The organism is Limnohabitans sp. (genome assembly GCF_044373035.1).
In the GTDB taxonomy this organism is placed as follows: domain Bacteria; phylum Pseudomonadota; class Gammaproteobacteria; order Burkholderiales; family Burkholderiaceae_C; genus Limnohabitans_A.
On the sequence record NZ_JBILQU010000043.1, the window covers coordinates 1 to 22,735 of the forward strand.

Sequence of the window (22,735 nt, forward strand, 5' to 3'; positions counted from 1 at the left end):
TGGCAGCACCGCCGAACTTGGCAGCCAACACGGTGGTGATGGCGGCTGTCAGCGTGGTTTTGCCATGGTCAACGTGACCAATGGTGCCCACGTTGACGTGGGGCTTGGTCCGTTCAAATTTCTCTTTTGCCATATCTTCGACTCCGAAAAGTAGCGGTCAACAACCAAAACAGAGGGCGCACAGCTTGCGATGTACGCCCCAAAACTGGTGCCCTTGGCGGGAATCGGACCCGCGACCTCTCCCTTACCAAGGGAGTGCTCTACCACTGAGCCACAAGGGCGAAAACTTCTGACAAACTCAACCGGTTCGATGGAGCGGGAAACGGGAATCGAACCCGTGTCATTAGCTTGGAAGGCTAAGGTTCTACCATTAAACTACTCCCGCACTGATCGCGCCGCACGAGTGGATGCTGCGCCAATGCTTGGAAACCATTTCCAATTGCTCAAATCAATCCGGCTAATGCCAGTTTGCTGGTGGAGGAGACTGGATTCGAACCAGTGTAGGCGTAAGCCAACAGATTTACAGTCTGCCCCCTTTAGCCACTCGGGCACCCCTCCAGAAGCGAGTCTTATATTATGCCATCTTTTTGCGACACCCCGCAAGACGGCTCACAAAATTTTCACCAGTCGATGGCTTTTCCGCCGCATTCCTCCAGAAAGGCATTGGCCCGAACAAAATGATCGCAGCCTAAAAAGGGCACTGGATGTCGCAAGGCCGAAAGAGGAGAAGGGTGATTGGCCAGCAATACCAAATGCTTACCCGAATTTGCGGATTGTGCAATCAATGTCTTTTTGGCCTGAGCCTGTGCACCCCACAACATGAACACCACTGGCGTAGAACTTTGGGCGACAGTTTTGACCAGCTCATCGCTCAAAGTCTCCCATCCCCACCGCGCATGGCTGGCCGCTTGCCCGTCTTGTACCGTCAGACAAGTGTTGAGCAGCAAGACCCCTTGCCTTGCCCAGCGCACCAGTGAGCCGTTAGCGGGCATCATCACACCCAGACTTTGCTGCAACTCCTTGAAAATATTGCGCAAACTGGGTGGCAAGCGCACCCCAGAGGCCACCGAAAAGGCCAATCCTTCTGCTTGGCCCGGTCCGTGGTAAGGGTCTTGACCCAGAATCACCACACGCACCTGGTTCAGTGGGGTCAAGCTCAGCGCCCGAAAAGGATCTGGTGGATAAACGATGGCCCCTGAATTCAGGGCCTCGGTCAATCGCTCAGACAAGGCGCGCCCAACCGCCGAGGCCAAAAACTCGACCACATGCGTCCGCCACCCCTCATCCAGTTTTTGCAGCTCAGGGGGCCAGCCCAGCAAACGATCGGCCACCAAGGGCCCGTCTCCCAACGCCAGACTCTGCTGAACCAGCATACGGGACATCAGGCAAACAGTTTGGACAGCGCCTCGCCGGGCTCACCAGAACGCATGAAGGCCTCACCCACCAAAAATGCATTGACTTTCGCCTCGCGCATCTGCAGGACATCTTCCGGGGTTTGAATACCGCTTTCGGTGACCAACAAACGGTCGACCGGTACATCGGGCAACATGTCCAGCGTGGTCTGCAGGGACACCTCAAAGGTTTTAAGGTTGCGGTTGTTGATGCCCACCAGCCGGGTTTTCAGCTTCAGGGCTCGATCCAACTCAGCCCGGTTGTGCACCTCCACCAGCACGGCCATGTCCAGAGTGCGGGCCACCGCCTCCATCTCGGCCATGTGGGCATCGTCCAGGCAGGCAGCAATCAGCAAGATGGCGTCGGCCCCCATGGCCCGGGCTTCGTAGACCTGATAAGCATCGATCATGAAATCCTTGCGCAGCACCGGCAGGTCGCAGCTGGCACGGGCTTGCTTGAGGAAATCCACGCTGCCCTGAAAAAATTGCTTGTCCGTTAAAACAGACAAGCACGCTGCGCCATGCTCGGCATAGCTTTGGGCGATGTCGGCCGGGATGAAGTCTGCGCGAAGCACGCCTTTTGAAGGGCTGGCCTTTTTGATTTCGGCGATCACCGCAGCTTGGCCGGCGGCGATCTTGGCACGCATCGCGCCTTCGAAGTCACGGGTCAGCACGCGGCTTTCGGCATCGGCGCGCACCACGGCCAGTGATTTTTGCTTCAGGGCCGCAGCCACTTCTTCGCGTTTGACGGCGACAATTTTGTCGAGGATGTCACTCATGGTTTTACTTCCTGTGCGGGCTTGGTGGCACCGTTTTTCAAAATTCGAACAAAAATGCAGTTCATTGGCAACCCGACCGCCACAAACAAAGTCACAACACGCTCGGCGATCAAGGTCTATTTGTCATGACGCATGGGTCAAGCCGTCGACTGACCAAAGGCCACAAACTGCGCCAGCTTCGCTTTGGCTGCACCCGACTCGATGACCGCACGCGCACGCGACAGACCGTCTGCGATGCTGCTGGCCACATTGGCCGCATACAAGGCAGCACCTGCATTGATCATGACAATGTCGCGCGCTGCGCCAGGCTGATTGTCCAGCACCCCACGCAACATGGCCATCGACTCCTCGGGCGTGTCCACTTTCAAGGCCCGGTTGCTGGCCATGGTCAGACCAAAGTCCTCAGGGTGGATGTCGTATTCAGTGATCTGGCCGTTTTTGAGCTCCCCCACCAAGGTGGCCGCGCCCAGGCTGATTTCGTCCATGCCGTCGCGGCCATAAACCACCACCGCGTGTTCAGCCCCCAAGCGTTGCAGGGCACGCACCTGAATGCCCACCAGATCGGAGTGAAACACACCCATCAAGATGTTCGGTGCGCTGGCCGGGTTGGTCAGCGGTCCGAGGATGTTGAACATCGTGCGGACACCCAACTCTTTGCGCACCGGGGCCACGTTTTTCATGGCCGGATGGTGGTTGGGCGCAAACATGAAGCCGATGCCCACTTCTTCGATCGAGCGCGCAATTTGCTCTGGCGACAGATGGATGTTGCCACCCAAGGCTTCGACCACATCGGCGCTGCCGGACTTGCTGCTGACGCTGCGTCCACCGTGTTTGGCGGTTTTGGCCCCAGCAGCCGCGGCCACAAACATGGCGCAGGTCGAGATGTTGAAAGTGTGGGCCCCGTCACCACCTGTGCCCACAATGTCCACCAGGTGCGTGGGGTCGGGCACATGCACCTTGGTCGAAAACTCCCGCATGACCTGGGCGGCGGCAGTGATCTCTCCAATGGTTTCCTTCTTCACGCGCAGGCCCGTGATGAGCGCTGCCGTCATGACGGGTGACAACTCACCATTCATGATCATGCGCATGATGTGAAGCATCTCGTCATGAAAAATTTCGCGGTGCTCAATGGTGCGTTGCAGCGCTTCCTGAGGGGTGATGGGCATGGTGATTTTCCTGTCGGATGAAGGGGTTGGTAGACAAATTCAGTGTGACGGCGCTTCAGTCAAGGCGAGCTTCAGACCAAAGCCGACAAACAGCAAACCGGCCAGTCGGTCCATGTGGTGCATGACGCGCTGCATGCCTTGGGCCCGGTGGGCCAGCCAAGAGGCGGCCAAGGCCCAGCCCATGCACACCAGCAAACTGTTGAGATTGAACAAGCAACCCAAGAGCATGAAAGACCAGGTCGGGTCAGCGGCCTGCGCTGGAATGAATTGCGGCACGAAGGCCAGAAAAAACAGCGCCACTTTCGGGTTCAGGGCGTTGGTGGCAAAAGCACCCAAGAACACGGCCAGCAAACCGCTCGCCTCGTTGGAGGCAAGCCCATCCACATGCTGGTTAGAGTGGGCCATCCCCGACTGTTCATGGGCCATCGCGCCATCGCCATGGCTTTGGGATGTGCGCCACAACAGACGCCCCCCCATCCACAACAGGTACGCGGCACCCAGCCACTTGATCAGGTTGAAGGCGTCTGCCGAGGTGGCCAAAACGGCTCCCAGTCCCAAAGCGGCCGCAGCCACGTGCACGAAACACCCCGCCGTGATGCCCCAGGCGGCGACCAACCCACGCCGCACACCGCCGCGCAAGGACTGGTTGACGATGTAGAGCACATCCGGCCCGGGGGTGAGGTTGAGCAGCACACCGGCCAGCATGAACATCAGGACTTGCTGCGTTTCGGGCATGGCTTCAGTAAACGCCTACCCGGGTGGAGGCCGGGCTTGTCTTTGCAGATGAGTTCGCCATGAAGCGCTGGATACAGGCTATGGCGTGGTCGATGCCTGCAGCATCCACCCCGAGGTGTGTCACAAAGCGCAACCCTATCAAGCCCGTGGCCAAAACGCCCTGGGCTTTCAGATCCTCGAGCAGGGCCGGGCCACGTCCATCGGCCACATCCACGAACACAATATTGGTTTGCGCAGAACGCACACTCAGGCCCGGCACACCTTGCAGGCCTTGGGCCAGCCGCTGCGCCAGCGCATGGTCATCGGCCAAGCGCTCCACATGGTGCTCCAGCGCGTGCAAAGCCGCAGCGGCCAAAATGCCGGACTGCCGCAAACCACCGCCCAGCACCTTGCGCCAGCGCAGTGCCTTGGCGATCAGTTCACGCGAGCCACAAAAAGCCGAGCCCACAGGCGCGCCCAAGCCCTTGCTGAAGCACACGGACACGCTGTCAAAGTGGTCCACAATGCGGCGCACACTGGCCGTGACCGATCCGCCTTCGGCCTGCGCCACGGCTGCGTTGAAAAGCCGTGCCCCATCCAGATGCACAGCCAAGCCATGCTGCCGGGCGAGGGTTGTGGCTTGCGCCAGATAGGCCTGCGACATGGGGTGGCCGTTCCAGGTGTTCTCCAACGCCAGCAAGCGTGTGCGGGCAAAGTGGCAATCGATGGGTTTGATGGCTGCGGCGATGTCGGCCAGCGCCATTTCCCCTACTTTGCTTTGCGCCAGTGGCTGCGGCTGAATACTGCCCAGCACGGCCGCACCGCCGCCTTCGTAGCGGTAAGTGTGGGCGTTTTGGCCCACGATGTACTCGTCGCCCCGCTCACAATGCGCCATCAGGGCGCACAGGTTGCTCTGCGTGCCCGAAGGCATGAACAACGCCGCTTCTTTGCCCGTGATCTGTGCGATGTGTTCCTGCAAGGCATTGACCGTAGGGTCGTCGCCAAACACATCGTCACCCAAGGGTGCGCGCAACATGGCTTCACGCATCGCAGCAGTGGGTTGAGTGACGGTGTCGCTGCGTAAATCAATCATGGCCGCTCCAGAAAGTTCTTGAGCATGGCATGGCCATGCTCGGTGAGGATGGATTCCGGGTGAAACTGCACGCCTTCGATGTCGAATTCAGTATGGCGCACGCCCATGATCTCGCCATCGTCGGTCCAGGCGGTGACTTTCAGACAAGACGGGCAACTGGACCGCTCAATCGCCAACGAGTGGTAGCGGTTGACGGTGAATTGTTCAGGCAAACCCGCAAAAACGCCTTCTTGCTTGGTGGTGATGACACTGGTCTTGCCATGCATCAATTCTTGTGCCCGAACGATTTGGCCGCCAAAGGCTGCGCCAATGCTTTGGTGCCCCAGGCACACCCCCAAAAGAGGCAGCTTGCCTGCAAAGTGCTGGATGGCCGCCACCGAGATGCCGGCCTCGGCTGGCGAGCAAGGGCCAGGTGAAATCACCAAGCGGTCAGGTTGACGCGCTGCAATGCCTTCGAGCGTGATTTCATCGTTGCGAAAGACCTCGACGTCTGCCCCCAGCTCACCGAAATATTGCACGATGTTGAAGGTGAAAGAGTCGTAGTTGTCGACCATCAGGAGTTTGATTTTTTTCGCCATGATCACTCCAGTCCTTCTTCGACCAACTCGCTGGCACGCAACAAGGCACGCGCCTTGTGCTCGGTTTCGCGCCACTCCATCTCGGGCACCGAATCGGCTACCACGCCAGCAGCGGCTTGCACATACAGCGTCTGGTCCTTGATGACCGCAGTGCGAATCGCAATGGCCACGTCCATGTCCCCGGCATAACTGATGTAACCGCAGGCCCCACCGTAAATGCCGCGCTTAACGGGCTCGAACTGGTCGATGAGCTCCATCGCATGCACCTTGGGGGCACCGGTCAAAGTACCGGCCGGGAAGGTGGCTTTGAGCACGTCCATATTGCTCATGCCTGTCTTGAGCAGTCCCTCGACGTTGCTCACGATGTGCATCACATGGCTGTAGCGCTCGACCACAAAGGCTTCGGTCACCTTCACCGAGCCAATTTGGGCGATGCGACCAATGTCGTTGCGGGCCAGATCGATCAGCATCACATGCTCGGCCCGCTCTTTGGGGTCGGTGATCAGCTCCTGCTCGGCGGCCTTGTCTTTTTCGGGTGTCGTGCCGCGTGGACGTGTGCCTGCCAGGGGGCGGATGATGACTTTGGCGCCCTCTTCGGTCAGTTCTTGGCGCACCAAAATCTCGGGGCTGGCCCCGACGACATGAAAGTCGCCAAAGTTGTAGAAATACATGTAAGGGCTGGGATTGAGCGAGCGCAGCGCCCGATACAAAGACAACGGGCTTTCGGTGTAACGCTTTTTGATGCGCTGCCCCACTTGCACCTGCATGAAGTCACCCCCCGCGATCAGCTCCTTGGCTTTTTCCACGGCCGCGATGTAATCGGCCTTGGCAAAGTCACGCTCGGCCGGGTAAGACTGGGTGGGTTTGACGACCGGGGCGCTCACCGAGTACTTGAGTTGCTCTTTCAGATCGCGCAGACGTTTTTTGGCACCCACATAGGCTTCGGGCGTGGTCGGATCGGCGTACACAATCAGGTAAAGCTTGCCCGACAGGTTGTCGATCACGGCCAGTTCTTCGCATTGCAGCAGCAAGATGTCGGGCGTGCCCATGGTGTCGGGTGGGCAGGATTTTTCGAGTTTTTTCTCGATGTAACGCACGGTATCGTAGCCAAAATAGCCCGCCAAGCCACCACAAAAACGCGGCAAACCCGGGCGCAAAGCCACCTTGAAACGCTTTTGGTACTGCTCAATGAAATCAAGCGGGTTGCCCACGACGGTTTCTGTCACTTCGCCATCGCGCATCACTTCGGTCTTGGCTTGAGCGCCGAAACCGCTGGCGCGCAACAAAGTGCGGGCGGGCAGGCCAATGAAGCTGTAGCGTCCAAACCGTTCACCGCCCACCACCGATTCGAGCAAAAAGCTGTATTTGCCGTTGTCCCTGGTGTGGGCCAGTTTCAGGTAAAGCGACAGGGGAGTTTCCAGGTCCGCAAAGGCTTCCAGCATGAGAGGAATGCGGTTGTAGCCTTGGCTGGCCAGGCTTTTGAATTCAAGTTCGGTGATCACAGGCTAAAGCCTCCAAAACGCTCAGCGACCTCGCTCGAGGTGCTTTTCATTCATCCAGGTGCCCATCCATGGTGAGCATGAAAACGGGCGCGGGTGGCGGGCAAGCCGCACAGACGTGGGGTCAGGCTGGCCGACGCCAGGGCCAGGCTCCCCGGCCTTCCGCAGGGGAATGGCTCGGCAGGCAGGCTGCGCAGGAGTGGCTGTGGATGATGAGCATGATTTGCCAAGTGTAGCAAAGCCCGGTTGATGATTTTCACCCGATATGCATCCTTCTGGGCCTCACATCATTTGTCGATGGCGTGCAGGCGCTTTGGCAGCTCGGCCAGCGTGTCCAACCAGGCAGCCGCAGGCGTGTCTTGCACGCGCTGACCGTGGTTGTAGCCGTACGTGACCAGCACCACCGGGCAGCCCGCAGCGTGGGCGGCCTGCGCGTCGTTGCTGGAATCTCCCACCATCAAGGTGCGTGCTGCGACCGTTCCCAGCGCCTCACAGGTTTTCAGCAAGGGCAGGGGATCGGGTTTTTTGCGCTTGAAACTGTCACCCCCAAACACGGGGCCAAAGAAGTGCGTCAGTGACTTTTCTTTCAGCAAGGCCTGGGCAAAGGCCAAGGGTTTGTTGGTCAGGCAGGCCATGGGCATGCCCTGCGCGGCCAAGTCTTCAAGCGCCACCAGAGCACCAGGGTAGACATCGGCAAACTGACCATTGATCGACAAATAGTGATGCTGGTAGCGCTGCCAGGCGCGACCGAACAGGGCGTCCACCGACAGAGCCGGACATGCTTGGCCCACGCCCTTGACTTCGGGCCGGTTGATTTGATGCGCCAGCAAGGTGCGGATCAGATGCTCGGAGCCTTTGCCAATGGTTTGCGCGATGAGCGCATCCGACACCGGAGGGAAGTCCAAATCGGCCATGGTCCGGTGCAAGGCCACCTGAAAATCACCCAAGGTGTGTACCAGGGTGCCGTCCAGGTCAAAAATGACGGCATCGACCTCTATCAAATCCTGCGCAGTTCTCATCGCATTAACCCAAAGCGACGCGCATCTGGTCGATCACGGCTTTGTAGTCGGGTTTGCCAAAGATGGCGCTGCCCGCCACAAAAGTGTCAGCCCCGGCATCGGCCACGCGGCGGATGTTGTCGGGCTTGATGCCCCCGTCCACTTCGATGCGAATGTCCCGGCCGCTTCGCTCGATCCATTGGCGTGCCAGCTCGACCTTGCGCAATGCCGAATCGATGAAGCTTTGGCCCCCAAAGCCGGGGTTCACGCTCATGATGAGAATCAAGTCGATCTCGTCGATCGTCCACTCCAGCACGTCCAAGGGTTCGGCCGGGTTGAAGACCAGGCCCGCCTTGACACCTTTGCTCTTGATGGCCTGAATGCTGCGGTGCACATGAGCGCTGGCATCCGGGTGGAAGCTGATCAGATCAGCTCCCGCATCGGCAAATGATGCCGCGAGGGCATCCACTGGAGAAATCATCAAATGCACATCAATCGGAACAGCCACGCCGGCCGCTGTTTTGGCGTGCGGCTTGAGGGCTTGGCAAATCATGGGGCCGAAGGTGAGGTTGGGCACGTAATGGTTGTCCATCACATCAAAATGGATCCAGTCGGCACCGGCGTCGATGACGCTTTTGACTTCTGCACCCAGACATGAGAAATCAGCCGAGAGAATGGAAGGGGCAATTTTGTAGCGACTTGTCATGCCCGAATTGTCGCAGTTAACATGCACGCATGTCTGCTCACCAAGTTCATATTGATGTGTTGCCCCAGTACGTGGCCGACCAAAGCAACCCTTTGCAGGATGTTTATGCTTTTACATACACCGTGACGGTGACCAACACAGGAAAGACACCGGTGCAGCTGATTTCCCGGCACTGGATCATCCAAGACGAAAAGGGCCACATCGACGAGGTCAAGGGTTTGGGGGTGGTAGGGCAACAACCGCTGCTGAGACCCGGTGAGGCTTTCCAGTACACCAGCGGCTGCCGTTTGCGTGCTGCCAGCGGCACCATGCACGGTAGTTATTTTTTTGTCTCTGAAGATGGCCAACGATTTGATGCGCCCATTGCCAAGTTTGTGCTGGATGCCTCGGGCAGCTCATCCACCGGACGTACACTGCATTGATCTTGTCTCGATCCTGCCGCTTGCCTTGCGGTTAAGCTCTGTGCCATGGGTGAATTTGACCTGATTGAACGCTTCTTCAAGCGCCCACCACGCCATGCCAATGTTGGCGTGGGTGACGATTGTGCGGTTTGGACCCCGCGCGAGGGGCATCAGTTGGCCTTGTCAGCCGACATGCTGGTCGAAGGCCGCCATTTTTTGAGCACGGTCGACCCCGTTCATTTGGGCCACAAGTCCCTGGCCGTTAACTTGAGCGACTTGGCTGCGTGTGGTGCGACACCCCAGGCTTTTTTGCTATCCCTTTCATTGCCTCGGGTTGACGAAGTTTGGCTGTCCAGCTTTACCCAAGGATTGTTTGATCTGGCCGATGCCCATGCTTGTGAACTGATTGGTGGAGACACCACCCAGGGCCCGCTGAACATCGCCATCACGGTCATGGGCGATGTGCCGCATGGGCAAGTGATTTTGCGTCGCAATGCCCAAGTGGATGACGATGTGTATGTCAGTGGATTTTTAGGCGATGCACGTTTGGCCCTCGAAGCCTTTCGTGGCGCAATCAGCCTACACGAATCGGTTTTTTCGGCTGCCCGTCAGCGATTGGAATGCCCCGATCCTCGCGTAGCGCTTGGCCAAGCCTTGCGTGGCGTGGCCACCGCCATGGCCGACATCAGCGACGGTTTGGTTGGCGACTTGGGACACATTCTCCAATCAAGCCATGTGGGGGCCGAGATCGATGTTTCCTGTGCCAGCCGTCTGATGGCAACCAACGCACTGTGGCACTGCCCTGATGATCTGGCCTTCACTTGTGTTTTGTCAGGCGGCGACGATTACGAACTGGTTTTCACGGCCCCGCCTTCAAAAGCACGCGAAGTGCAGCTTGCCGCTGAGATGACGGGCACACGTGTCACGCGCATCGGACGCATCACCGCAGAACGTGGTCTGATTTTGCGCGATGCGAACGGTCTAGCGGTCACCCGCGCGCTGTTTTCTTTTGACCACTTTGCCTAATGGTTGCCGTCTTGACCAATTCACCGCATCCCCCCGTGCGTGCCAATGCAGCCCTCATGCTTTCGCACCCTGCACACGCCATCGCCCTGGGTTTCGGCTCAGGACTCTCGCCCAAAGCACCCGGCACAGTGGGCAGCTTGTGGGGATGGGCTTCCTGGCTGTTGATTCAACAACAGTTCAGCATTTCAAGTCAAGCATGGATCATTGCGTGGGCTGTCCTTATGGGTTGGTGGGCTTGCACAGTGACCGCCCGCCGCATGGGCATCAGTGACCCTGGCGCCATTGTCTGGGACGAAATCGTGGCCATATGGCTTATCCTTTTTATGCTCGCGCCCAGTGGTTTTGCCACTCAATTGGCCGCCTTTGTTTTGTTCCGTTTTTTTGATGCGGTCAAACCAGGTCCTGTCGCTTGGGCTGATCGATTGTTCAAAGGTTTTGGCTGGCGCGGTGGCTGGGGCATCCTTTGGGACGACTTGGTGGCCGCTTTTTGCACCCTGCTGGTGATTGCATTGTGGAGGATCTGGTGATGCAGGAATTGGTTGAACGTGTTGCCCTGCAACTGACTGCGCGGCAATGGATGTTGGCAACAGCCGAGAGTTGCACGGGTGGGCTGATCGCGGCTGAATGCACCGATTTGTCCGGATCAAGTGTTTGGTTTGACCGTGGGTTTGTGTCCTATTCAAACGAAGCGAAAGCGCACATGTTGGGTGTCTCGCCTGAGTTGATTCAGTTGAATGGCGCTGTCAGCGAACCCGTCGCACTGGCCATGGCCCTTGGCGCTGTATACCGATCCAGAGCTGCAGCTGCCGTGGCTGTGACGGGTGTTGCAGGCCCAACGGGAGGCAGCCCGGGTAAACCAGTGGGCACCGTGTGGATTGCTTGGTGTATCGGCGGTAACACGTCTGCCGAACTCAATTACTTCAATGGCGATCGACAAACTATTCGAAGGCTGACTGTCGAGGCCGCCCTGCAGGGTTTGCTTGAAAGATTGCGCGTGTGAGCGTGCACCCATCGCTGTGGTGGGTAGGCGTGTGCATTCAGAGGCCAATAAAAAAGCCCTCCGAAGAGGGCTTTTTAAGATGTGCAGCTTGTGCTGACATTTGGTTGCGGGGGCCGGATTTGAACCAACGACCTTTGGGTTATGAGCCCAACGAGCTACCAGACTGCTCCACCCCGCGGTATCTTCGTATTATACCTTACTCAGCTGCTGCATCAGACGGTGCTGCAGCGCGATCGACCAATTCAACCAAGGCCATCGGTGCATTGTCACCCACGCGGTATCCCATTTTGAGGATGCGTGTGTAACCACCAGGACGCTTGGCAAAACGTGGGCCCAAGTCAGCAAACAATTTGACGACGCTGTCACGGTCACGCAGGCGGTTAAACGCCAAGCGCTTGTTGGACAAGCTGTCTTCTTTGGCCAAAGTGATCATCGGCTCAATGACGCGACGCAGCTCTTTGGCTTTGGGGAGTGTTGTTTTGATGACTTCGTGCTCGATGAGCGAATTCATCATGTTGCGCAGCATGGCGAGGCGGTGCTCGCTGGTGCGGTTCAATTTACGGAGGCCGTGTCCGTGGCGCATGGTGCTTACCTTTCTTTATTAAACAGGCAGCCGTATCAGGTACTGCCCGTGCACACCCCGAAGTTAACCGGGAACTTCAAATTATCGCTTTTCCAGACCTGCTGGTGGCCAGGCTTCGAGCTTCATACCCAAAGTCAAACCACGAGAAGCCAGAACTTCCTTGATTTCGTTGAGTGACTTGCGACCCAGGTTAGGGGTCTTGAGCAACTCGTTCTCGGTACGCTGGATCAGGTCACCGATGTAGTAAATGTTTTCTGCTTTGAGGCAATTGGCCGAGCGAACGGTGAGTTCGAGTTCGTCCACAGGGCGCAGCAGGATCGGATCGAAACTGCCCGCGCCACCACGCACAGAAGGTGCATCAAAGGCGGTCAGCTCACTGCCTTCCAGTTGTGCAAACACTGCCAGCTGCTCCACCAAGATCTTGGAAGATGCACGCACAGCATCTTCGGCTGAGATGGCACCGTTGGTTTCGATTTCAATGACCAACTTGTCCAGATCGGTGCGTTGCTCCACACGTGCGCTTTCGACGGTGTAACTCACGCGCTTGACGGGCGAGAACGACGCGTCGAGCACGATACGGCCCAAGGCTTTGGTCGGCTCATCCGCGTAGCGGCGCATGCTGCCAGGCACATAACCACGGCCTTTTTCAACCTTGATCTGCATGTCCAGCTTGCCACCTTGTGACAGATTTGCAATGACGTGATCAGGGTTGATGATTTCAACATCATGCGGTGTCTGGATGTCGGCAGCCGTTACCGGACCTTCACCATCTTTGCGCAAGCTGAGCGTGACTTCATCGCGGTTGTGCAACTTGAACACGACACCTTTGAGGTTCAACAGGATGTTCACAACATCTTGCTGCACACCATCGATGGAGGAGTATTCGTGCACGACACCGGCAATGGTCACTTCAGTGGCGGAATAACCGACCATGGAAGAAAGCAAAACACGGCGCAGCGCATTGCCCAAGGTGTGGCCGTAGCCGCGCTCAAAAGGCTCCAACGTGACTTTGGCACGGTTGGTAGCCAGTTGTTCGACCTGGATAGCTTTGGGTTTCAACAGATTGGTTTGCATTCAGACTTCCTCTCAATACCCCCGGTTCGTTACACCGGTAAGGCTGATGAAGCACCCGACCCACAATGCCTTGTGCGTCGGGAACGATTGAAACAATGTATTAACGTGAATACAGTTCGACGATCAACGATTCGTTGATGTCGGCACCAAATTCGTCGCGGTCAGGCACTTTCTTGAAGGTACCTTCTGCTTTGTCAGCATTCACTTCGACCCATGCAGGCATGCCTACTTGAGCGGCCAATTGCAGCGCCTCAACCACACGGTTTTGCTTTTTGGATTTTTCACGAACAGCCACCACATCACCGGCCTTGACCAAGAAAGAAGGAATGTTCACAGATTGGCCGTTCACGGTGATGGCTTTGTGCGAAACCATTTGACGGGCTTCTGCACGCGTCGAGCCAAAGCCCATACGGTAAACCACGTTGTCCAGACGGCACTCGAGCAAGGCCAGCAGGTTGGAACCTGTGTTGCCCTTACGGCGGTCAGCTTCGGCAAAGTAGCGGCGAAATTGCTTTTCGAGCACACCGTACATGCGTTTGACTTTTTGCTTTTCACGCAATTGCAGACCATAGTCCGATGTGCGCTGGCCAGAAGTGCGACCGTGTTGGCCTGGCTTAGAGTCAAATTTGCACTTGTCCGCAATGGAGCGACGTGCGCTCTTGAGGAACAGGTCGGTGCCTTCACGGCGGGAAAGTTTGGCCTTGGGGCCGAGGTAGCGTGCCACTTGATTTTCCTTTATGCAGCTGCCGCATCAACAAATGCGGGAGCCAGGCGATGCAAGCAAGGCCTGGCGGTGGGCTTGGTTTGATTTAGATACGGCGGCGCTTTTGAGGGCGGCAGCCGTTATGGGGAACCGGTGTCACATCGGCAATCGACGTAATGCGGATGCCCAATGCACCCAAGGCACGAACCGAAGATTCGCGACCAGGACCGGGGCCCTTGATCTCGACGTCTAGGTTTTTGATGCCTTGTTCTTGCGCAGCACGGCCAGCCACTTCAGAGGCGACCTGAGCTGCAAAAGGTGTCGATTTGCGCGAACCCTTGAAACCCTGACCACCCGATGAAGCCCACGACAAGGCGTTGCCCTGGCGATCGGTGATCGTGATGATGGTGTTGTTGAACGAAGCGTGCACGTGAGCAATACCGTCAGCAATGTTCTTGCGGACTTTTTTGCGGACACGTTGTGCAGCGCTGTTGGATTGTGCTTTTGCCATGGTGGTCTCTCAATTCTGCTTATTTTTTCAGCGCCGCAGCACCCTTGCGCGGACCCTTGCGAGTACGTGCGTTGGTCCGTGTACGCTGACCGCGCATGGGCAAACCGCGACGGTGGCGGAAACCACGGTAGCAACCAATGTCCATCAAACGCTTGATGTTCATGGTGGTTTCGCGACGCAAGTCACCTTCAATGGTGAACACTGCGATCTGGTCGCGAATTTTTTCCAAGTCTGCGTCGGTCAGGTCCTTGATCTTCTTCGAATAAGCGATGCCGGAGGCCTCGCAAATTTGTCGAGCGCGGGTGCGACCAATACCAAAAATGGCGGTCAAGCCAATTTCAGCATGTTTGTGCGGCGGAATGTTGATGCCAGCGATACGTGCCATTTTCGTCCTCTAAAACTAATTCAATCAGCCTTGACGCTGCTTGTGACGTGGATCGGTGCAGATCACACGAACAACGCCTTTACGGCGGATGACTTTGCAGTTACGGCAAATTTTTTTCACCGAAGCAGAAACTCTCATGGTTCTCTCCTAAAACTCATCGATACCCAGACTTCTCAGACCAGGTGAAAAATATGGCCCCTCGCCACAGCTCAGGGTTCATTACCAAACTTTTATCAGGTCAGTCAGGACTTGAAGCTCGCCTTTTTAAGAAGCGAATCGTACTGTTGTGACATCAAGTAGTTTTGTACTTGAGCCATGAAATCCATGGTCACGACCACAATGATCAGCAGAGAAGTGCCGCCAAAGTAAAACGGAACATTGTATTTCAGAATCAAAAATTCAGGCAGCAAACAAACGAAAGTGATGTAAGCGGCACCGACTGCGGTCAAACGCAACAAGATCTTGTCGATGTATTTGGCTGTTTGATCACCCGGGCGAATGCCAGGAATGAAAGCACCACTTTTCTTCAGGTTATCGGCTGTTTCACGGCTGTTGAAAACCAACGCTGTGTAAAAGAAGCAGAAGAAAATGATGGCTGCAGCGTAAAACATCACGTAGATCGGCTGGCCTGGTGCCAATGCGCTGGCCACATCCTTGAAGAACCGAACCACACTGCTTTCAGATGTACCGGAACTGAACCAGCCAATCAGGGTGGCAGGCAGAAGAATGATAGAAGAGGCAAAGATCGGAGGAATCACACCGGCCATGTTCAACTTGAGCGGCAAGTGCGAAGATTGACCACCATAGACTTTGTTGCCCACCTGGCGGCGTGCGTAATTCACAAGGATCTTGCGTTGGCCGCGCTCGACAAAGACTACGAAGTAAGTGACCAATCCCACCAACACGATGATCAACACCGAGATCAGCGGATTCATCGCACCCGTACGCACCAGCTCAAACAAACCACCCAGTGCGCTAGGCAAACCTGCAGCAATGCCTGCAAAGATGAGAATCGAAATGCCGTTGCCCAGACCACGCTCTGTGATCTGCTCACCCAACCACATCAAAAACATCGCTCCGGCAGTCAAACTGACCACAGCCGTCATGCGAAAGCCCATGCCGGGGTTGATCACCAAACCAGCAGAGGCTTCTAACGCAACGGCAATACCGAACGACTGGAACAGTGCCAAGCCCAAAGCACCGAAACGTGTGTACTGAGTGATCTTGCGACGACCCGACTCGCCTTCCTTCTTCATTTGCTCAAACATGGGAACCACGTAAGTCATCAGCTGCATCACAATGGAAGCAGAAATGTAGGGCATGATGCCCAAAGCAAAAACGGTGAAGCGAGACAGCGCACCGCCTGAGAACATGTTGAACAAGCTCAGGATGCCGCCCTGTTGACCGTTGAACAACTGTTTGAGCTGGTCAGGATCGATGCCGGGCACAGGAATGTGCGCCCCGACGCGGTAGACCACCAACGCCAACAGCAGGAAGACCAGTCGACGACGCAAGTCACCGTACTTTCCTGCTTTGGCTGTTTGATTAGCGTTGGTTGCCACGTTGTGTCTCGTCCATCAAGTTTCAGGCCACGGTGCCACCGGCAGCTTCAATGGCTGCCTTTGCACCAGCAGTTGCACCGATGCCAGTCAATTTGACAGCCTTGGTCAACTCACCCGTGTTGATCACTTTGACCACTTTGGCCATTTGTGAAACAAGACCGGCTTGCTTCAGTGTCAAAACATCCACTTCAGCCAAGTCCAAACGGGACAAGGTAGTGAGTGTGATTTCTGCGTTGTACTTCAGCAAATGAGATTTGAAACCGCGCTTGGGCAGACGGCGCTGCAAAGGCATCTGACCGCCTTCGAAACCAACTTTGTGGTAACCACCCGAACGGGATTTCTGACCTTTGTGACCACGGCCTGCTGTTTTACCCAGACCGGAGCCAATACCACGGCCAACTCGGCGTGGTGCGTGTTTAGAGCCTTCTGCAGGCTTGATGCTATTGAGTTCCATCATCGGCCTCTTAGAGAACTTTGACCAGATAGCTGATCTTGTTGATCATGCCGCGCACTGCGGGCGTATCCTGCAGCTCACTCACGGAGTTGAGCTTGCGCAGACCCAAGCCACGAACGGTGGCGCGGTGCGAAACTTTTGTGCCAATTGGGCTGCGAACCAATTGGACTTTCACAGTTGATGGTGTCGTCATGTTCGTTCTCCGGTTCAGCCGAACAGCTCTTCAACGGACTTGCCACGCTTGGCAGCCACGTTGGAGGCTGTCGTGCAGTTGGACAAGGCGTCCAATGTGGCACGAACCATGTTGTAGGGGTTGGATGAACCGTGGCTCTTGGCCACGATGTCCGTGATGCCCACCACTTCAAACACAGCACGCATAGGACCGCCAGCGATGATGCCAGTACCTTTGGGTGCGGGTGCCATCATCACATGGGCAGCGCCATGATGACCAAACACTGCGTGATGAATCGTGCCATTTTTGAGATGCACTTTGGCCAAGTTGCGTCGGGCTTCTTCCATCGCTTTTTGCACGGCTGCTGGCACTTCTTTCGATTTGCCCTTGCCCATGCCCACCTTGCCATCGCCGTCACCGACCACGGTCAGCGCTGCGAAACCGAGGATACGGCCGCCCTTGACCACCTTGGTCACGCGGTTCACCGCGATCATCTTTTCACGCAGACCGTCTTCTGGACCGTCGCTCTGCGGTTTTGCTGTAAATTTAGCCATTTGTTACTCCGATCCGTTTAGAACTGCAGACCTGCTTCACGGGCTGCTTCGGCCAAAGCCTTGACACGACCGTGGTAAGCGAAACCTGCGCGGTCGAAGGCGACCTTCTCAACGCCAGCAGCTTTTGCTTTTTCAGCAATGCGCTTGCCAATGACGGTGGCTGCAGCGGCATTGCCGCCTTTGCCTGCTGCACCCAGTGCCGTACGCACTTCGGCTTCGGCGGTGGAGGCGCTGGCCAACACTTTGGTGCCACATCCAGAAATAACGCTGGCGTAGATGTGCAAGTTGGTGCGGCTCACGCTCAAACGGGCCACGCCTTGCTGTGCAATGCGGATGCGTGTTTGGCGTGCACGACGCAGACGCTGCTCTTTCTTGGTCAACATGGTGCAGCTCCTTATTTCTTCTTGGTCTCTTTGATCGTGATCTTCTCATCCGAATAACGGATGCCCTTGCCTTTGTAGGGCTCAGGAGGACGAACAGCACGGATCTCAGCAGCAATTTGGCCAACACGTTGACGGTCAGCACCCTTGATCACGATTTCAGTCGCGGTTGGGGTGGCCACCGTGATGCCAGCAGGCATGTCGATGTTGACAGGGTGCGAATAACCAACAGCCAGGTTCAATTTGGCACCGGATGCTGCCGCCTTGTAACCCACACCGACCAGGTTCAACTTCTTCTCGAAGCCCTTGGTCACGCCATTCACCATGTTGTTCACCAGCTGACGCATGGTGCCACTCATGGCGTTGGCTTCGCGTGAATCATTGGCTGGAGCAAAACTCAATTTGCCACCTTCGTTGGTCACAGTCACCAGCATGTTGGAAGCGATGGCCAATTGACCACCCGAACCCTTGACACTGATCTGATCTTGTTTAACTGACACATCCACACCAGCGGGGATGGTCACAGGCATTTTTCCTACGCGGGACATTCTTTTTCTCCCTTTAAGCGACGTAGCAGAGCACTTCGCCGCCGACACCGGCTGCACGTGCTTTGCGATCGGTCATCACGCCTTGGGGGGTGGTGACAATGGCCACGCCCAAGCCGTTTTGGACCTGGGGAATGGCATCACGGCCCTTGTAAACACGCAGGCCGGGGCGGCTCACGCGCTCAATACGTTCGATGACCGGACGGCCAGCGTAGTACTTCAGGGCGATTTCGAGGGTGGCTTTGCCATCTTCGGTTTTGACTTGGAAGCCATCAATGTAGCCTTCATCTTTCAGCACTTGGGCAATGGCCACCTTCACTTTGGAAGAAGGCACCATCACGGCGGCTTTTGCCACCATTTGTGCGTTGCGGATGCGGGTCAACAGATCGGCAATAGGATCACTCATGCTCATGTTGTTATCTCCTGCCGATTACCAGCTGGCCTTGGTCACGCCCGGAATGTGGCCAGCAAAGGCCAATTCACGGATCTTGGCGCGGCCCAGACCAAATTGACGGAACGTACCGCGTGGGCGACCGGTGATTTCACAGCGGTTGCGTTGGCGGGTCGGGTTGGCGTTGCGCGGGAGCTTTTGCAGACCCAGACGGGCAGCTGCACGCTCTTCATCGCTGCGCTTGAAATCGTTGGCGATGGTTTTCAATTCCGCATATTTTTTTGCGTACTTGGCTGCCAATTTTTCACGCTTGAGCTCGCGCTCGATCAAAGCTACTTTAGCCACGTGACACCTCAGTTCTTGAAGGGGAAGCGGAAAGCTGTCAAAAGTGCTTTGCACTCTTCGTCAGACTTGGCCGTGGTGGTGATGCTGATGTTGAGACCGCGCAAGGCATCCACCTTGTCGTACTCAATCTCAGGGAAAATGATCTGTTCTTTGACGCCGATGTTGTAGTTTCCACGACCATCGAACGCACGACCCGAAATACCGCGGAAGTCACGCACTCGCGGCAAAGCCACGGTCACGAAACGGTCCAGGAATTCATACATCTGAACACCGCGCAGAGTGACCATGCAACCAATCGGCTGCATTTCGCGGATCTTGAAGCCGGCAATGGCTTTCTTGGCCTTGGTCACCACAGGCTTTTGGCCTGCAATCTTGGTCAAGTCGCTCACGGCGTGGTCCATGACTTTTTTGTCAGCGACCGCCTCAGACACACCCATGTTCAAGGTGATCTTGGTGATGCGAGGCACCTGCATGGGCGACTTGTAGCCAAATTTGGCGATCAAGTCAGCTGCGATTTTTTCGCGGAAGAGTTGTTGCAAACGTGCCATGCTCATGCCACCTTGATTTCTTCGCCGCTGGACTTGTAAACACGAACGCGTTTGCCGTCAGCCTGCAATTTGACGCCCACGCGATCTGCCTTACCCGTTGCGGCATTGAAAATGGCCACATTGGATTGGTGAATCGGCATGGCCTTTTCGATGATGCCGCCAGTTGTGCCCTTCATGGGGTTTGGCTTGGCGTGCTTTTTAACGATATTGATACCGTCGATCAAAACATGGGAATCGGTTGCGCGGGCAGTCACTTTGCCGCGCTTGCCCTTGTCACGACCTGTGATGACGATGATTTCATCGCCTGTGCGAATCTTGTTCATGGCGCGTCCTTACAGTACTTCTGGAGCCAAGGACACGATCTTCATGAACTTCTCGGTACGCAGTTCACGCGTGACCGGGCCGAAGATGCGGGTGCCAATAGGCTCCAACTTGGCGTTCAGCAACACGGCTGCGTTGCCATCGAATTTGATGAGGGAGCCATCGCCACGGCGGATGCCCTTGGCAGTGCGAACCACCACAGCACTGTAGATCTCGCCTTTTTTGACGCGACCACGCGGGGCGGCTTCTTTGATGCTCACTTTGATGATGTCGCCAACACTTGCATAGCGACGCCTGGACCCGCCGAGCACCTTGATGCACAGCACGGACTTGGCGCCGGTGTTGTCGGCCACATCCAACCGAGATTCTGTCTGGATCATTTCTTTGTTCCCAACTTGTATTCCTTGCAAGCAAGCCGAAAAGCCAACCTGCAGGAATCAGTCTTGGACCCGTCATACACCCAGCAAACCACTTGCTGAGCTTCTGTTTGGGCAGATAACTAGGCCTTTTGCAAGGCCAAGCCCACGATTATGCCAGAAAAAAAGTCTTGCACAACACTTTTACGAAATTTTTCTGCTTCAATGCCGGCGTTTTGGCGTTGAACCGCCAGGCTGCGCCTTTCAGGCCCCTCAGGCTTCAATTTTGAGCCCACGACCGTGAGCGCGCCACGGCTTCTCGCCAACGCTGCGCATGACCCCTTCTTTGAGATTCCTGCCATTGCGGCAAGAAACGCCTCTCCTCTTGCCATTGCGCCGACAGCTCGTCTGCTCCGGACCAATAGCCTGTGGCCAGCCCCGCCAGATAGGCCGCCCCAAGCGCTGTGGTTTCGCTGATTCGGCTGCGCACCACTGGCACGCCCAACACATTCGCCTGGATTTGCATCAGCAAGTCGTTTTTGCTGGCACCGCCATCCACCCTCAGCTCGGTCAGCGCCAATCCGCTGTCAGCACCCATGGCAAGGAAGACATCGGCCGTCTGCAAGGCTATGGCCTCCAAAGCGGCTCTGGCGATATGGGCCCGGCCCGTGCCACGCGTCATGCCCACCAAGGCGCCTCGGGCCTGGCCATCCCAAACGGGCGCGCCCAATCCGACAAAAGCGGGGACCAAAAAGACATCCCCCGTGTCAAGCACGCTGGCTGCCAGGGCTTCAACTTGGGCCGCACTGTCGATGATCTGCAATCCGTCGCGCAACCACTGAACCGTGGCCCCAGCCATGAATACCGAACCTTCTAAAGCATAGGCCAAGGGCCGTTGCGCAGTGACTGGGCCTTTCCAGGCCACGGTGCTGAGCAATTGGTTTTGGCTTGCCACAGGGTGATCGCCCGTGTTCATCAGCATAAAGCAGCCCGTGCCATACGTATTTTTGGCCATGCCGGGCGCAAAGCAAGCCTGACCAAACAGGGCCGCTTGTTGGTCTCCCGCCCAACCGGCAATGGGCACACTGGCCCCCAGCCACTGGACATCTGTCAAGGCCACTTGGCCGCATGAGGGCAATATCTGTGGCAACACAGCGTGCGGAATGTTCAGCAGCGCCAGCATGTCATCGTCCCAGGTGCCGGTTTTCAGGTTGAGAAGCAGCGTGCGAGAGGCATTGCTGGGTTCTGTGGCGTGCACCCGTCCTCCCGTCAACTGCCACAGCAACCAGCTGTCCACAGTGCCAAAGGCCAACTCGCCCCGCTCGGCCCGCAATCGGGCCCCCGGAACATGGTCCAGCAACCACGCCAGCTTAGTGCCCGAAAAATAAGAATCCAGTACCAAGCCGGTTTTGGCAGCGATACCCGGGGCGTGGCCTGCTGCGCGCAGGGCCTCGCAAAACCCGCTGGTGCGCCGGTCCTGCCAGACGATGGCCGGAGCCACTGGCTCACCCGTTTGGCGATCCCACAGCACGGTGGTTTCACGCTGGTTGGTGATGCCCAGGGCGCGCACCTGGCGGGCCGAGATGCCCGCATGCGTCAGCACCTCGCGCAGGACAGCCAACTGGGTTTGCCAAATTTCGTGGGCATCGTGTTCAACCCACCCCGGTTGCGGGAAATACTGGGTGAATTCGCGCTGTGCCATGGCCACCACCCGGCCGCCATGGTCAAACACCACCGCCCGAGAGCTGGTGGTGCCTTGGTCAATTGAAAGCATGTAATCCATGCACACAAGGTTAGCGCAAAGCCGCTCGGACAAACAGCGACAATTCCCCGATTGACCTTTCAACCCAGACACCTGTGAGACTGACACCATGACTTTTTTTGCGCAACACATGGCCTTTATTGGCGGCGGCAACATGGCCAGCGCCATCATCGGAGGCCTGATCCGCCAAGGCATGAGACCCGATCAATTCACCGTGGTTGAACCCTTTGCCGAAGCCGCCGACAAATTGCTCAAGGACTTTGGCATCACCGCTCTGACCGCCGCAGGCCCTGCTTTGGCCGGTGCGGACTTGGTGGTCTGGGCGGTCAAGCCGCAAATCTTCAGCGAAGCCGCCGCCCCGGTCATGCCCCACACCCAAGGCGCGCTGCACCTGTCGGTGGCGGCGGGCATCCGCACCGACAGCATTTCCCGCTGGGTCGGCACAGATCGGGTGGTGCGCTGCATGCCCAACACCCCCGCACTGGTGGGCCAGGGCATCACCGGCTTGTTTGCCTGCCCATCGGTCACTTCGACCGACCAGCAACTGGTGGAGCAAGTCATTGGCACGACAGGTCAATACCTGTGGGTGCAGCAGGAATCTTTGCTGGACGCGGTGACCGCCTTGTCGGGCTCCGGCCCTGCCTATGTGTTTTTCTTCCTCGAAGCCATGACCGAAGCGGGCGTGGGCATGGGCCTGAGCGCCGAACAGGCCTATCAACTGGCGGTGGCCACGTTTTC

The 22,735-nt window shown here is 56.9% G+C and carries 33 protein-coding genes and 4 tRNA genes; 5 read left to right on the forward strand and 32 right to left on the reverse strand.

Annotated elements, in window-relative coordinates; all coding sequences use genetic code 11:
* From ACIQ47_RS08335 to rpe, 13 genes are all read right to left on the reverse strand, one after another.
* Window positions 1-133: GTP-binding protein (locus ACIQ47_RS08335; RefSeq protein WP_308329836.1), on the reverse strand; the 133-nt coding region annotated here is incomplete at its 3' end.
* 73 nt (window positions 134-206) lie between these two features.
* A tRNA-Thr gene (locus ACIQ47_RS08340) sits at window positions 207-281 on the reverse strand.
* Window positions 282-311: 30 nt separating this feature from the next.
* Window positions 312-385 (reverse strand) — tRNA-Gly (locus tag ACIQ47_RS08345).
* Window positions 386-472: 87 nt separating this feature from the next.
* Window positions 473-558 (reverse strand) — tRNA-Tyr (locus tag ACIQ47_RS08350).
* A 62-nt stretch (window positions 559-620) separates the two neighbouring features.
* The gene (locus ACIQ47_RS08355) at window positions 621-1,382 is read right to left on the reverse strand and encodes a uracil-DNA glycosylase (RefSeq protein ID WP_396437700.1); all 762 of its coding nucleotides are present in this window, start codon (window positions 1,380-1,382) and stop codon (window positions 621-623) included.
* Window positions 1,382-2,170, reverse strand: coding sequence for an indole-3-glycerol phosphate synthase TrpC (trpC, locus tag ACIQ47_RS08360; RefSeq protein ID WP_296293052.1), 789 nt, complete (start codon window positions 2,168-2,170; stop codon window positions 1,382-1,384). The genes ACIQ47_RS08355 and trpC overlap by 1 nt, the downstream gene beginning before the upstream one ends.
* Before the next feature lie 137 nt (window positions 2,171-2,307).
* On the reverse strand, window positions 2,308-3,336 hold the full coding sequence (trpD, locus tag ACIQ47_RS08365; RefSeq protein ID WP_296293053.1) for an anthranilate phosphoribosyltransferase: 1,029 nt from the start codon (window positions 3,334-3,336) through the stop codon (window positions 2,308-2,310).
* 39 nt (window positions 3,337-3,375) lie between these two features.
* Window positions 3,376-4,071, reverse strand: a complete 696-nt coding sequence (locus ACIQ47_RS08370; protein WP_396437701.1) for a LysE family translocator — start codon at window positions 4,069-4,071, stop codon at window positions 3,376-3,378.
* 4 nt (window positions 4,072-4,075) lie between these two features.
* The gene (gene ltaE / locus ACIQ47_RS08375; protein ID WP_396437702.1) at window positions 4,076-5,143 is read right to left on the reverse strand and encodes a low-specificity L-threonine aldolase; all 1,068 of its coding nucleotides are present in this window, start codon (window positions 5,141-5,143) and stop codon (window positions 4,076-4,078) included.
* Window positions 5,140-5,721 carry an anthranilate synthase component II gene (locus tag ACIQ47_RS08380; protein ID WP_396437703.1) on the reverse strand — a complete coding sequence of 194 codons (582 nt, stop codon included), beginning with the start codon at window positions 5,719-5,721 and terminating at the stop codon, window positions 5,140-5,142. The genes ltaE and ACIQ47_RS08380 overlap by 4 nt, the downstream gene beginning before the upstream one ends.
* Before the next feature lie 2 nt (window positions 5,722-5,723).
* Window positions 5,724-7,223, reverse strand: a complete 1,500-nt coding sequence (trpE, locus tag ACIQ47_RS08385; RefSeq protein WP_396437704.1) for an anthranilate synthase component I — start codon at window positions 7,221-7,223, stop codon at window positions 5,724-5,726.
* A gap of 284 nt (window positions 7,224-7,507) precedes the next feature.
* Window positions 7,508-8,239, reverse strand: a complete 732-nt coding sequence (gph, locus tag ACIQ47_RS08390) for a phosphoglycolate phosphatase (protein WP_396437705.1) — start codon at window positions 8,237-8,239, stop codon at window positions 7,508-7,510.
* A 4-nt stretch (window positions 8,240-8,243) separates the two neighbouring features.
* Window positions 8,244-8,924 (reverse strand): ribulose-phosphate 3-epimerase, encoded by a 681-nt coding sequence (rpe, locus tag ACIQ47_RS08395; protein WP_396437706.1) that lies wholly within the window; start codon window positions 8,922-8,924, stop codon window positions 8,244-8,246.
* 29 nt (window positions 8,925-8,953) lie between these two features.
* On the opposite strand from rpe, the gene apaG reads away from it, so the two are divergent.
* The 4 genes from apaG to ACIQ47_RS08415 are packed head-to-tail and all read left to right on the forward strand — an operon-like array spanning window position 8,954 to window position 11,351.
* Window positions 8,954-9,346 (forward strand): Co2+/Mg2+ efflux protein ApaG, encoded by a 393-nt coding sequence (gene apaG / locus ACIQ47_RS08400; RefSeq protein ID WP_396437707.1) that lies wholly within the window; start codon window positions 8,954-8,956, stop codon window positions 9,344-9,346.
* A gap of 45 nt (window positions 9,347-9,391) precedes the next feature.
* Complete coding sequence (thiL, locus tag ACIQ47_RS08405) at window positions 9,392-10,351, forward strand: thiamine-phosphate kinase (protein WP_396437708.1); 960 nt, start codon at window positions 9,392-9,394, stop codon at window positions 10,349-10,351.
* A gap of 56 nt (window positions 10,352-10,407) precedes the next feature.
* Window positions 10,408-10,878 carry a phosphatidylglycerophosphatase A gene (locus ACIQ47_RS08410; protein ID WP_396437709.1) on the forward strand — a complete coding sequence of 157 codons (471 nt, stop codon included), beginning with the start codon at window positions 10,408-10,410 and terminating at the stop codon, window positions 10,876-10,878.
* Window positions 10,878-11,351 carry a CinA family protein gene (locus ACIQ47_RS08415; protein ID WP_396437710.1) on the forward strand — a complete coding sequence of 158 codons (474 nt, stop codon included), beginning with the start codon at window positions 10,878-10,880 and terminating at the stop codon, window positions 11,349-11,351. The genes ACIQ47_RS08410 and ACIQ47_RS08415 overlap by 1 nt, the downstream gene beginning before the upstream one ends.
* Window positions 11,352-11,452: 101 nt before the next feature.
* Here ACIQ47_RS08415 and ACIQ47_RS08420 read toward each other — a convergent pair.
* The 19 genes from ACIQ47_RS08420 to glpK form a co-directional block, all read right to left on the reverse strand.
* Window positions 11,453-11,529, reverse strand: a tRNA-Met gene (locus ACIQ47_RS08420).
* An 18-nt stretch (window positions 11,530-11,547) separates the two neighbouring features.
* Window positions 11,548-11,934 (reverse strand): 50S ribosomal protein L17, encoded by a 387-nt coding sequence (gene rplQ / locus ACIQ47_RS08425; RefSeq protein WP_396437711.1) that lies wholly within the window; start codon window positions 11,932-11,934, stop codon window positions 11,548-11,550.
* A gap of 81 nt (window positions 11,935-12,015) precedes the next feature.
* The gene (locus ACIQ47_RS08430) at window positions 12,016-13,008 is read right to left on the reverse strand and encodes a DNA-directed RNA polymerase subunit alpha (RefSeq protein WP_396437712.1); all 993 of its coding nucleotides are present in this window, start codon (window positions 13,006-13,008) and stop codon (window positions 12,016-12,018) included.
* A gap of 100 nt (window positions 13,009-13,108) precedes the next feature.
* The gene (gene rpsD / locus ACIQ47_RS08435) at window positions 13,109-13,732 is read right to left on the reverse strand and encodes a 30S ribosomal protein S4 (protein WP_108354466.1); all 624 of its coding nucleotides are present in this window, start codon (window positions 13,730-13,732) and stop codon (window positions 13,109-13,111) included.
* Between the two features lie 85 nt (window positions 13,733-13,817).
* Window positions 13,818-14,222 carry a 30S ribosomal protein S11 gene (gene rpsK, locus ACIQ47_RS08440; RefSeq protein WP_019427456.1) on the reverse strand — a complete coding sequence of 135 codons (405 nt, stop codon included), beginning with the start codon at window positions 14,220-14,222 and terminating at the stop codon, window positions 13,818-13,820.
* A 19-nt stretch (window positions 14,223-14,241) separates the two neighbouring features.
* Complete coding sequence (gene rpsM / locus ACIQ47_RS08445) at window positions 14,242-14,607, reverse strand: 30S ribosomal protein S13 (RefSeq protein WP_019429278.1); 366 nt, start codon at window positions 14,605-14,607, stop codon at window positions 14,242-14,244.
* A 24-nt stretch (window positions 14,608-14,631) separates the two neighbouring features.
* The gene (gene rpmJ, locus ACIQ47_RS08450; protein ID WP_028820150.1) at window positions 14,632-14,745 is read right to left on the reverse strand and encodes a 50S ribosomal protein L36; all 114 of its coding nucleotides are present in this window, start codon (window positions 14,743-14,745) and stop codon (window positions 14,632-14,634) included.
* 104 nt (window positions 14,746-14,849) lie between these two features.
* Window positions 14,850-16,169, reverse strand: coding sequence for a preprotein translocase subunit SecY (gene secY, locus ACIQ47_RS08455; protein ID WP_396437713.1), 1,320 nt, complete (start codon window positions 16,167-16,169; stop codon window positions 14,850-14,852).
* 22 nt (window positions 16,170-16,191) lie between these two features.
* Window positions 16,192-16,623 carry a 50S ribosomal protein L15 gene (gene rplO / locus ACIQ47_RS08460; protein ID WP_396437714.1) on the reverse strand — a complete coding sequence of 144 codons (432 nt, stop codon included), beginning with the start codon at window positions 16,621-16,623 and terminating at the stop codon, window positions 16,192-16,194.
* A 10-nt stretch (window positions 16,624-16,633) separates the two neighbouring features.
* Complete coding sequence (gene rpmD / locus ACIQ47_RS08465; RefSeq protein WP_396437715.1) at window positions 16,634-16,816, reverse strand: 50S ribosomal protein L30; 183 nt, start codon at window positions 16,814-16,816, stop codon at window positions 16,634-16,636.
* A 14-nt stretch (window positions 16,817-16,830) separates the two neighbouring features.
* Window positions 16,831-17,349, reverse strand: coding sequence for a 30S ribosomal protein S5 (gene rpsE / locus ACIQ47_RS08470; RefSeq protein WP_108354464.1), 519 nt, complete (start codon window positions 17,347-17,349; stop codon window positions 16,831-16,833).
* 17 nt (window positions 17,350-17,366) lie between these two features.
* Window positions 17,367-17,732, reverse strand: a complete 366-nt coding sequence (gene rplR / locus ACIQ47_RS08475) for a 50S ribosomal protein L18 (protein WP_396437716.1) — start codon at window positions 17,730-17,732, stop codon at window positions 17,367-17,369.
* A gap of 11 nt (window positions 17,733-17,743) precedes the next feature.
* A complete protein-coding gene (gene rplF, locus ACIQ47_RS08480) occupies window positions 17,744-18,277 on the reverse strand; it encodes a 50S ribosomal protein L6 (protein WP_396437720.1) in 534 nt (177 codons plus the stop codon).
* Between the two features lie 13 nt (window positions 18,278-18,290).
* The gene (gene rpsH, locus ACIQ47_RS08485) at window positions 18,291-18,686 is read right to left on the reverse strand and encodes a 30S ribosomal protein S8 (protein WP_062407198.1); all 396 of its coding nucleotides are present in this window, start codon (window positions 18,684-18,686) and stop codon (window positions 18,291-18,293) included.
* An 18-nt stretch (window positions 18,687-18,704) separates the two neighbouring features.
* Window positions 18,705-19,010, reverse strand: coding sequence for a 30S ribosomal protein S14 (rpsN, locus tag ACIQ47_RS08490; protein ID WP_396437717.1), 306 nt, complete (start codon window positions 19,008-19,010; stop codon window positions 18,705-18,707).
* An 8-nt stretch (window positions 19,011-19,018) separates the two neighbouring features.
* Window positions 19,019-19,558: a 50S ribosomal protein L5 gene (gene rplE, locus ACIQ47_RS08495; protein WP_108354486.1), complete on the reverse strand. Its 540-nt coding sequence runs from the start codon at window positions 19,556-19,558 to the stop codon at window positions 19,019-19,021.
* 2 nt (window positions 19,559-19,560) lie between these two features.
* A complete protein-coding gene (gene rplX, locus ACIQ47_RS08500) occupies window positions 19,561-19,881 on the reverse strand; it encodes a 50S ribosomal protein L24 (protein ID WP_108354460.1) in 321 nt (106 codons plus the stop codon).
* A gap of 9 nt (window positions 19,882-19,890) precedes the next feature.
* A complete protein-coding gene (gene rplN, locus ACIQ47_RS08505; protein WP_108354459.1) occupies window positions 19,891-20,259 on the reverse strand; it encodes a 50S ribosomal protein L14 in 369 nt (122 codons plus the stop codon).
* 256 nt (window positions 20,260-20,515) lie between these two features.
* A complete protein-coding gene (glpK, locus tag ACIQ47_RS08510; protein WP_396437718.1) occupies window positions 20,516-22,018 on the reverse strand; it encodes a glycerol kinase GlpK in 1,503 nt (500 codons plus the stop codon).
* A gap of 88 nt (window positions 22,019-22,106) precedes the next feature.
* On the opposite strand from glpK, the gene proC reads away from it, so the two are divergent.
* Window positions 22,107-22,735: pyrroline-5-carboxylate reductase (proC, locus tag ACIQ47_RS08515; RefSeq protein WP_396437719.1), on the forward strand; the 629-nt coding region annotated here is incomplete at its 3' end.

What these genes read in the sequence shown, in the direction of transcription:
- ACIQ47_RS08370 (WP_396437701.1), bottom strand. Translation starts at nt 4,071, where the DNA reads ATGCCCGAAACGCAGCAAGTCCTGATGTTCATGCTGGCCGGTGTGCTG.
- ltaE (WP_396437702.1), bottom strand. Translation starts at nt 5,143, where the DNA reads ATGATTGATTTACGCAGCGACACCGTCACTCAACCCACTGCTGCGATG.
- rplR (WP_396437716.1), bottom strand. Translation starts at nt 17,732, where the DNA reads ATGTTGACCAAGAAAGAGCAGCGTCTGCGTCGTGCACGCCAAACACGC.
- rplO (WP_396437714.1), bottom strand. Translation starts at nt 16,623, where the DNA reads ATGGAACTCAATAGCATCAAGCCTGCAGAAGGCTCTAAACACGCACCA.
- rpmD (WP_396437715.1), bottom strand. Translation starts at nt 16,816, where the DNA reads ATGACGACACCATCAACTGTGAAAGTCCAATTGGTTCGCAGCCCAATT.
- ACIQ47_RS08380 (WP_396437703.1), bottom strand. Translation starts at nt 5,721, where the DNA reads ATGGCGAAAAAAATCAAACTCCTGATGGTCGACAACTACGACTCTTTC.
- ACIQ47_RS08415 (WP_396437710.1), top strand. Translation starts at nt 10,878, where the DNA reads ATGCAGGAATTGGTTGAACGTGTTGCCCTGCAACTGACTGCGCGGCAA.
- rpsK (WP_019427456.1), bottom strand. Translation starts at nt 14,222, where the DNA reads ATGGCAAAAGCACAATCCAACAGCGCTGCACAACGTGTCCGCAAAAAA.
- rpmJ (WP_028820150.1), bottom strand. Translation starts at nt 14,745, where the DNA reads ATGAGAGTTTCTGCTTCGGTGAAAAAAATTTGCCGTAACTGCAAAGTC.
- ACIQ47_RS08410 (WP_396437709.1), top strand. Translation starts at nt 10,408, where the DNA reads ATGCTTTCGCACCCTGCACACGCCATCGCCCTGGGTTTCGGCTCAGGA.
- rplN (WP_108354459.1), bottom strand. Translation starts at nt 20,259, where the DNA reads ATGATCCAGACAGAATCTCGGTTGGATGTGGCCGACAACACCGGCGCC.
- rpsE (WP_108354464.1), bottom strand. Translation starts at nt 17,349, where the DNA reads ATGGCTAAATTTACAGCAAAACCGCAGAGCGACGGTCCAGAAGACGGT.
- rplX (WP_108354460.1), bottom strand. Translation starts at nt 19,881, where the DNA reads ATGAACAAGATTCGCACAGGCGATGAAATCATCGTCATCACAGGTCGT.
- rplE (WP_108354486.1), bottom strand. Translation starts at nt 19,558, where the DNA reads ATGGCACGTTTGCAACAACTCTTCCGCGAAAAAATCGCAGCTGACTTG.
- ACIQ47_RS08355 (WP_396437700.1), bottom strand. Translation starts at nt 1,382, where the DNA reads ATGTCCCGTATGCTGGTTCAGCAGAGTCTGGCGTTGGGAGACGGGCCC.
- rplF (WP_396437720.1), bottom strand. Translation starts at nt 18,277, where the DNA reads ATGTCCCGCGTAGGAAAAATGCCTGTGACCATCCCCGCTGGTGTGGAT.
- glpK (WP_396437718.1), bottom strand. Translation starts at nt 22,018, where the DNA reads ATGGATTACATGCTTTCAATTGACCAAGGCACCACCAGCTCTCGGGCG.
- thiL (WP_396437708.1), top strand. Translation starts at nt 9,392, where the DNA reads ATGGGTGAATTTGACCTGATTGAACGCTTCTTCAAGCGCCCACCACGC.
- ACIQ47_RS08430 (WP_396437712.1), bottom strand. Translation starts at nt 13,008, where the DNA reads ATGCAAACCAATCTGTTGAAACCCAAAGCTATCCAGGTCGAACAACTG.
- rpe (WP_396437706.1), bottom strand. Translation starts at nt 8,924, where the DNA reads ATGACAAGTCGCTACAAAATTGCCCCTTCCATTCTCTCGGCTGATTTC.
- rplQ (WP_396437711.1), bottom strand. Translation starts at nt 11,934, where the DNA reads ATGCGCCACGGACACGGCCTCCGTAAATTGAACCGCACCAGCGAGCAC.
- rpsH (WP_062407198.1), bottom strand. Translation starts at nt 18,686, where the DNA reads ATGAGCATGAGTGATCCTATTGCCGATCTGTTGACCCGCATCCGCAAC.
- apaG (WP_396437707.1), top strand. Translation starts at nt 8,954, where the DNA reads ATGTCTGCTCACCAAGTTCATATTGATGTGTTGCCCCAGTACGTGGCC.
- rpsM (WP_019429278.1), bottom strand. Translation starts at nt 14,607, where the DNA reads ATGGCACGTATCGCTGGCATCAACATTCCGCCGCACAAACATGCTGAA.
- trpC (WP_296293052.1), bottom strand. Translation starts at nt 2,170, where the DNA reads ATGAGTGACATCCTCGACAAAATTGTCGCCGTCAAACGCGAAGAAGTG.
- trpD (WP_296293053.1), bottom strand. Translation starts at nt 3,336, where the DNA reads ATGCCCATCACCCCTCAGGAAGCGCTGCAACGCACCATTGAGCACCGC.
- gph (WP_396437705.1), bottom strand. Translation starts at nt 8,239, where the DNA reads ATGAGAACTGCGCAGGATTTGATAGAGGTCGATGCCGTCATTTTTGAC.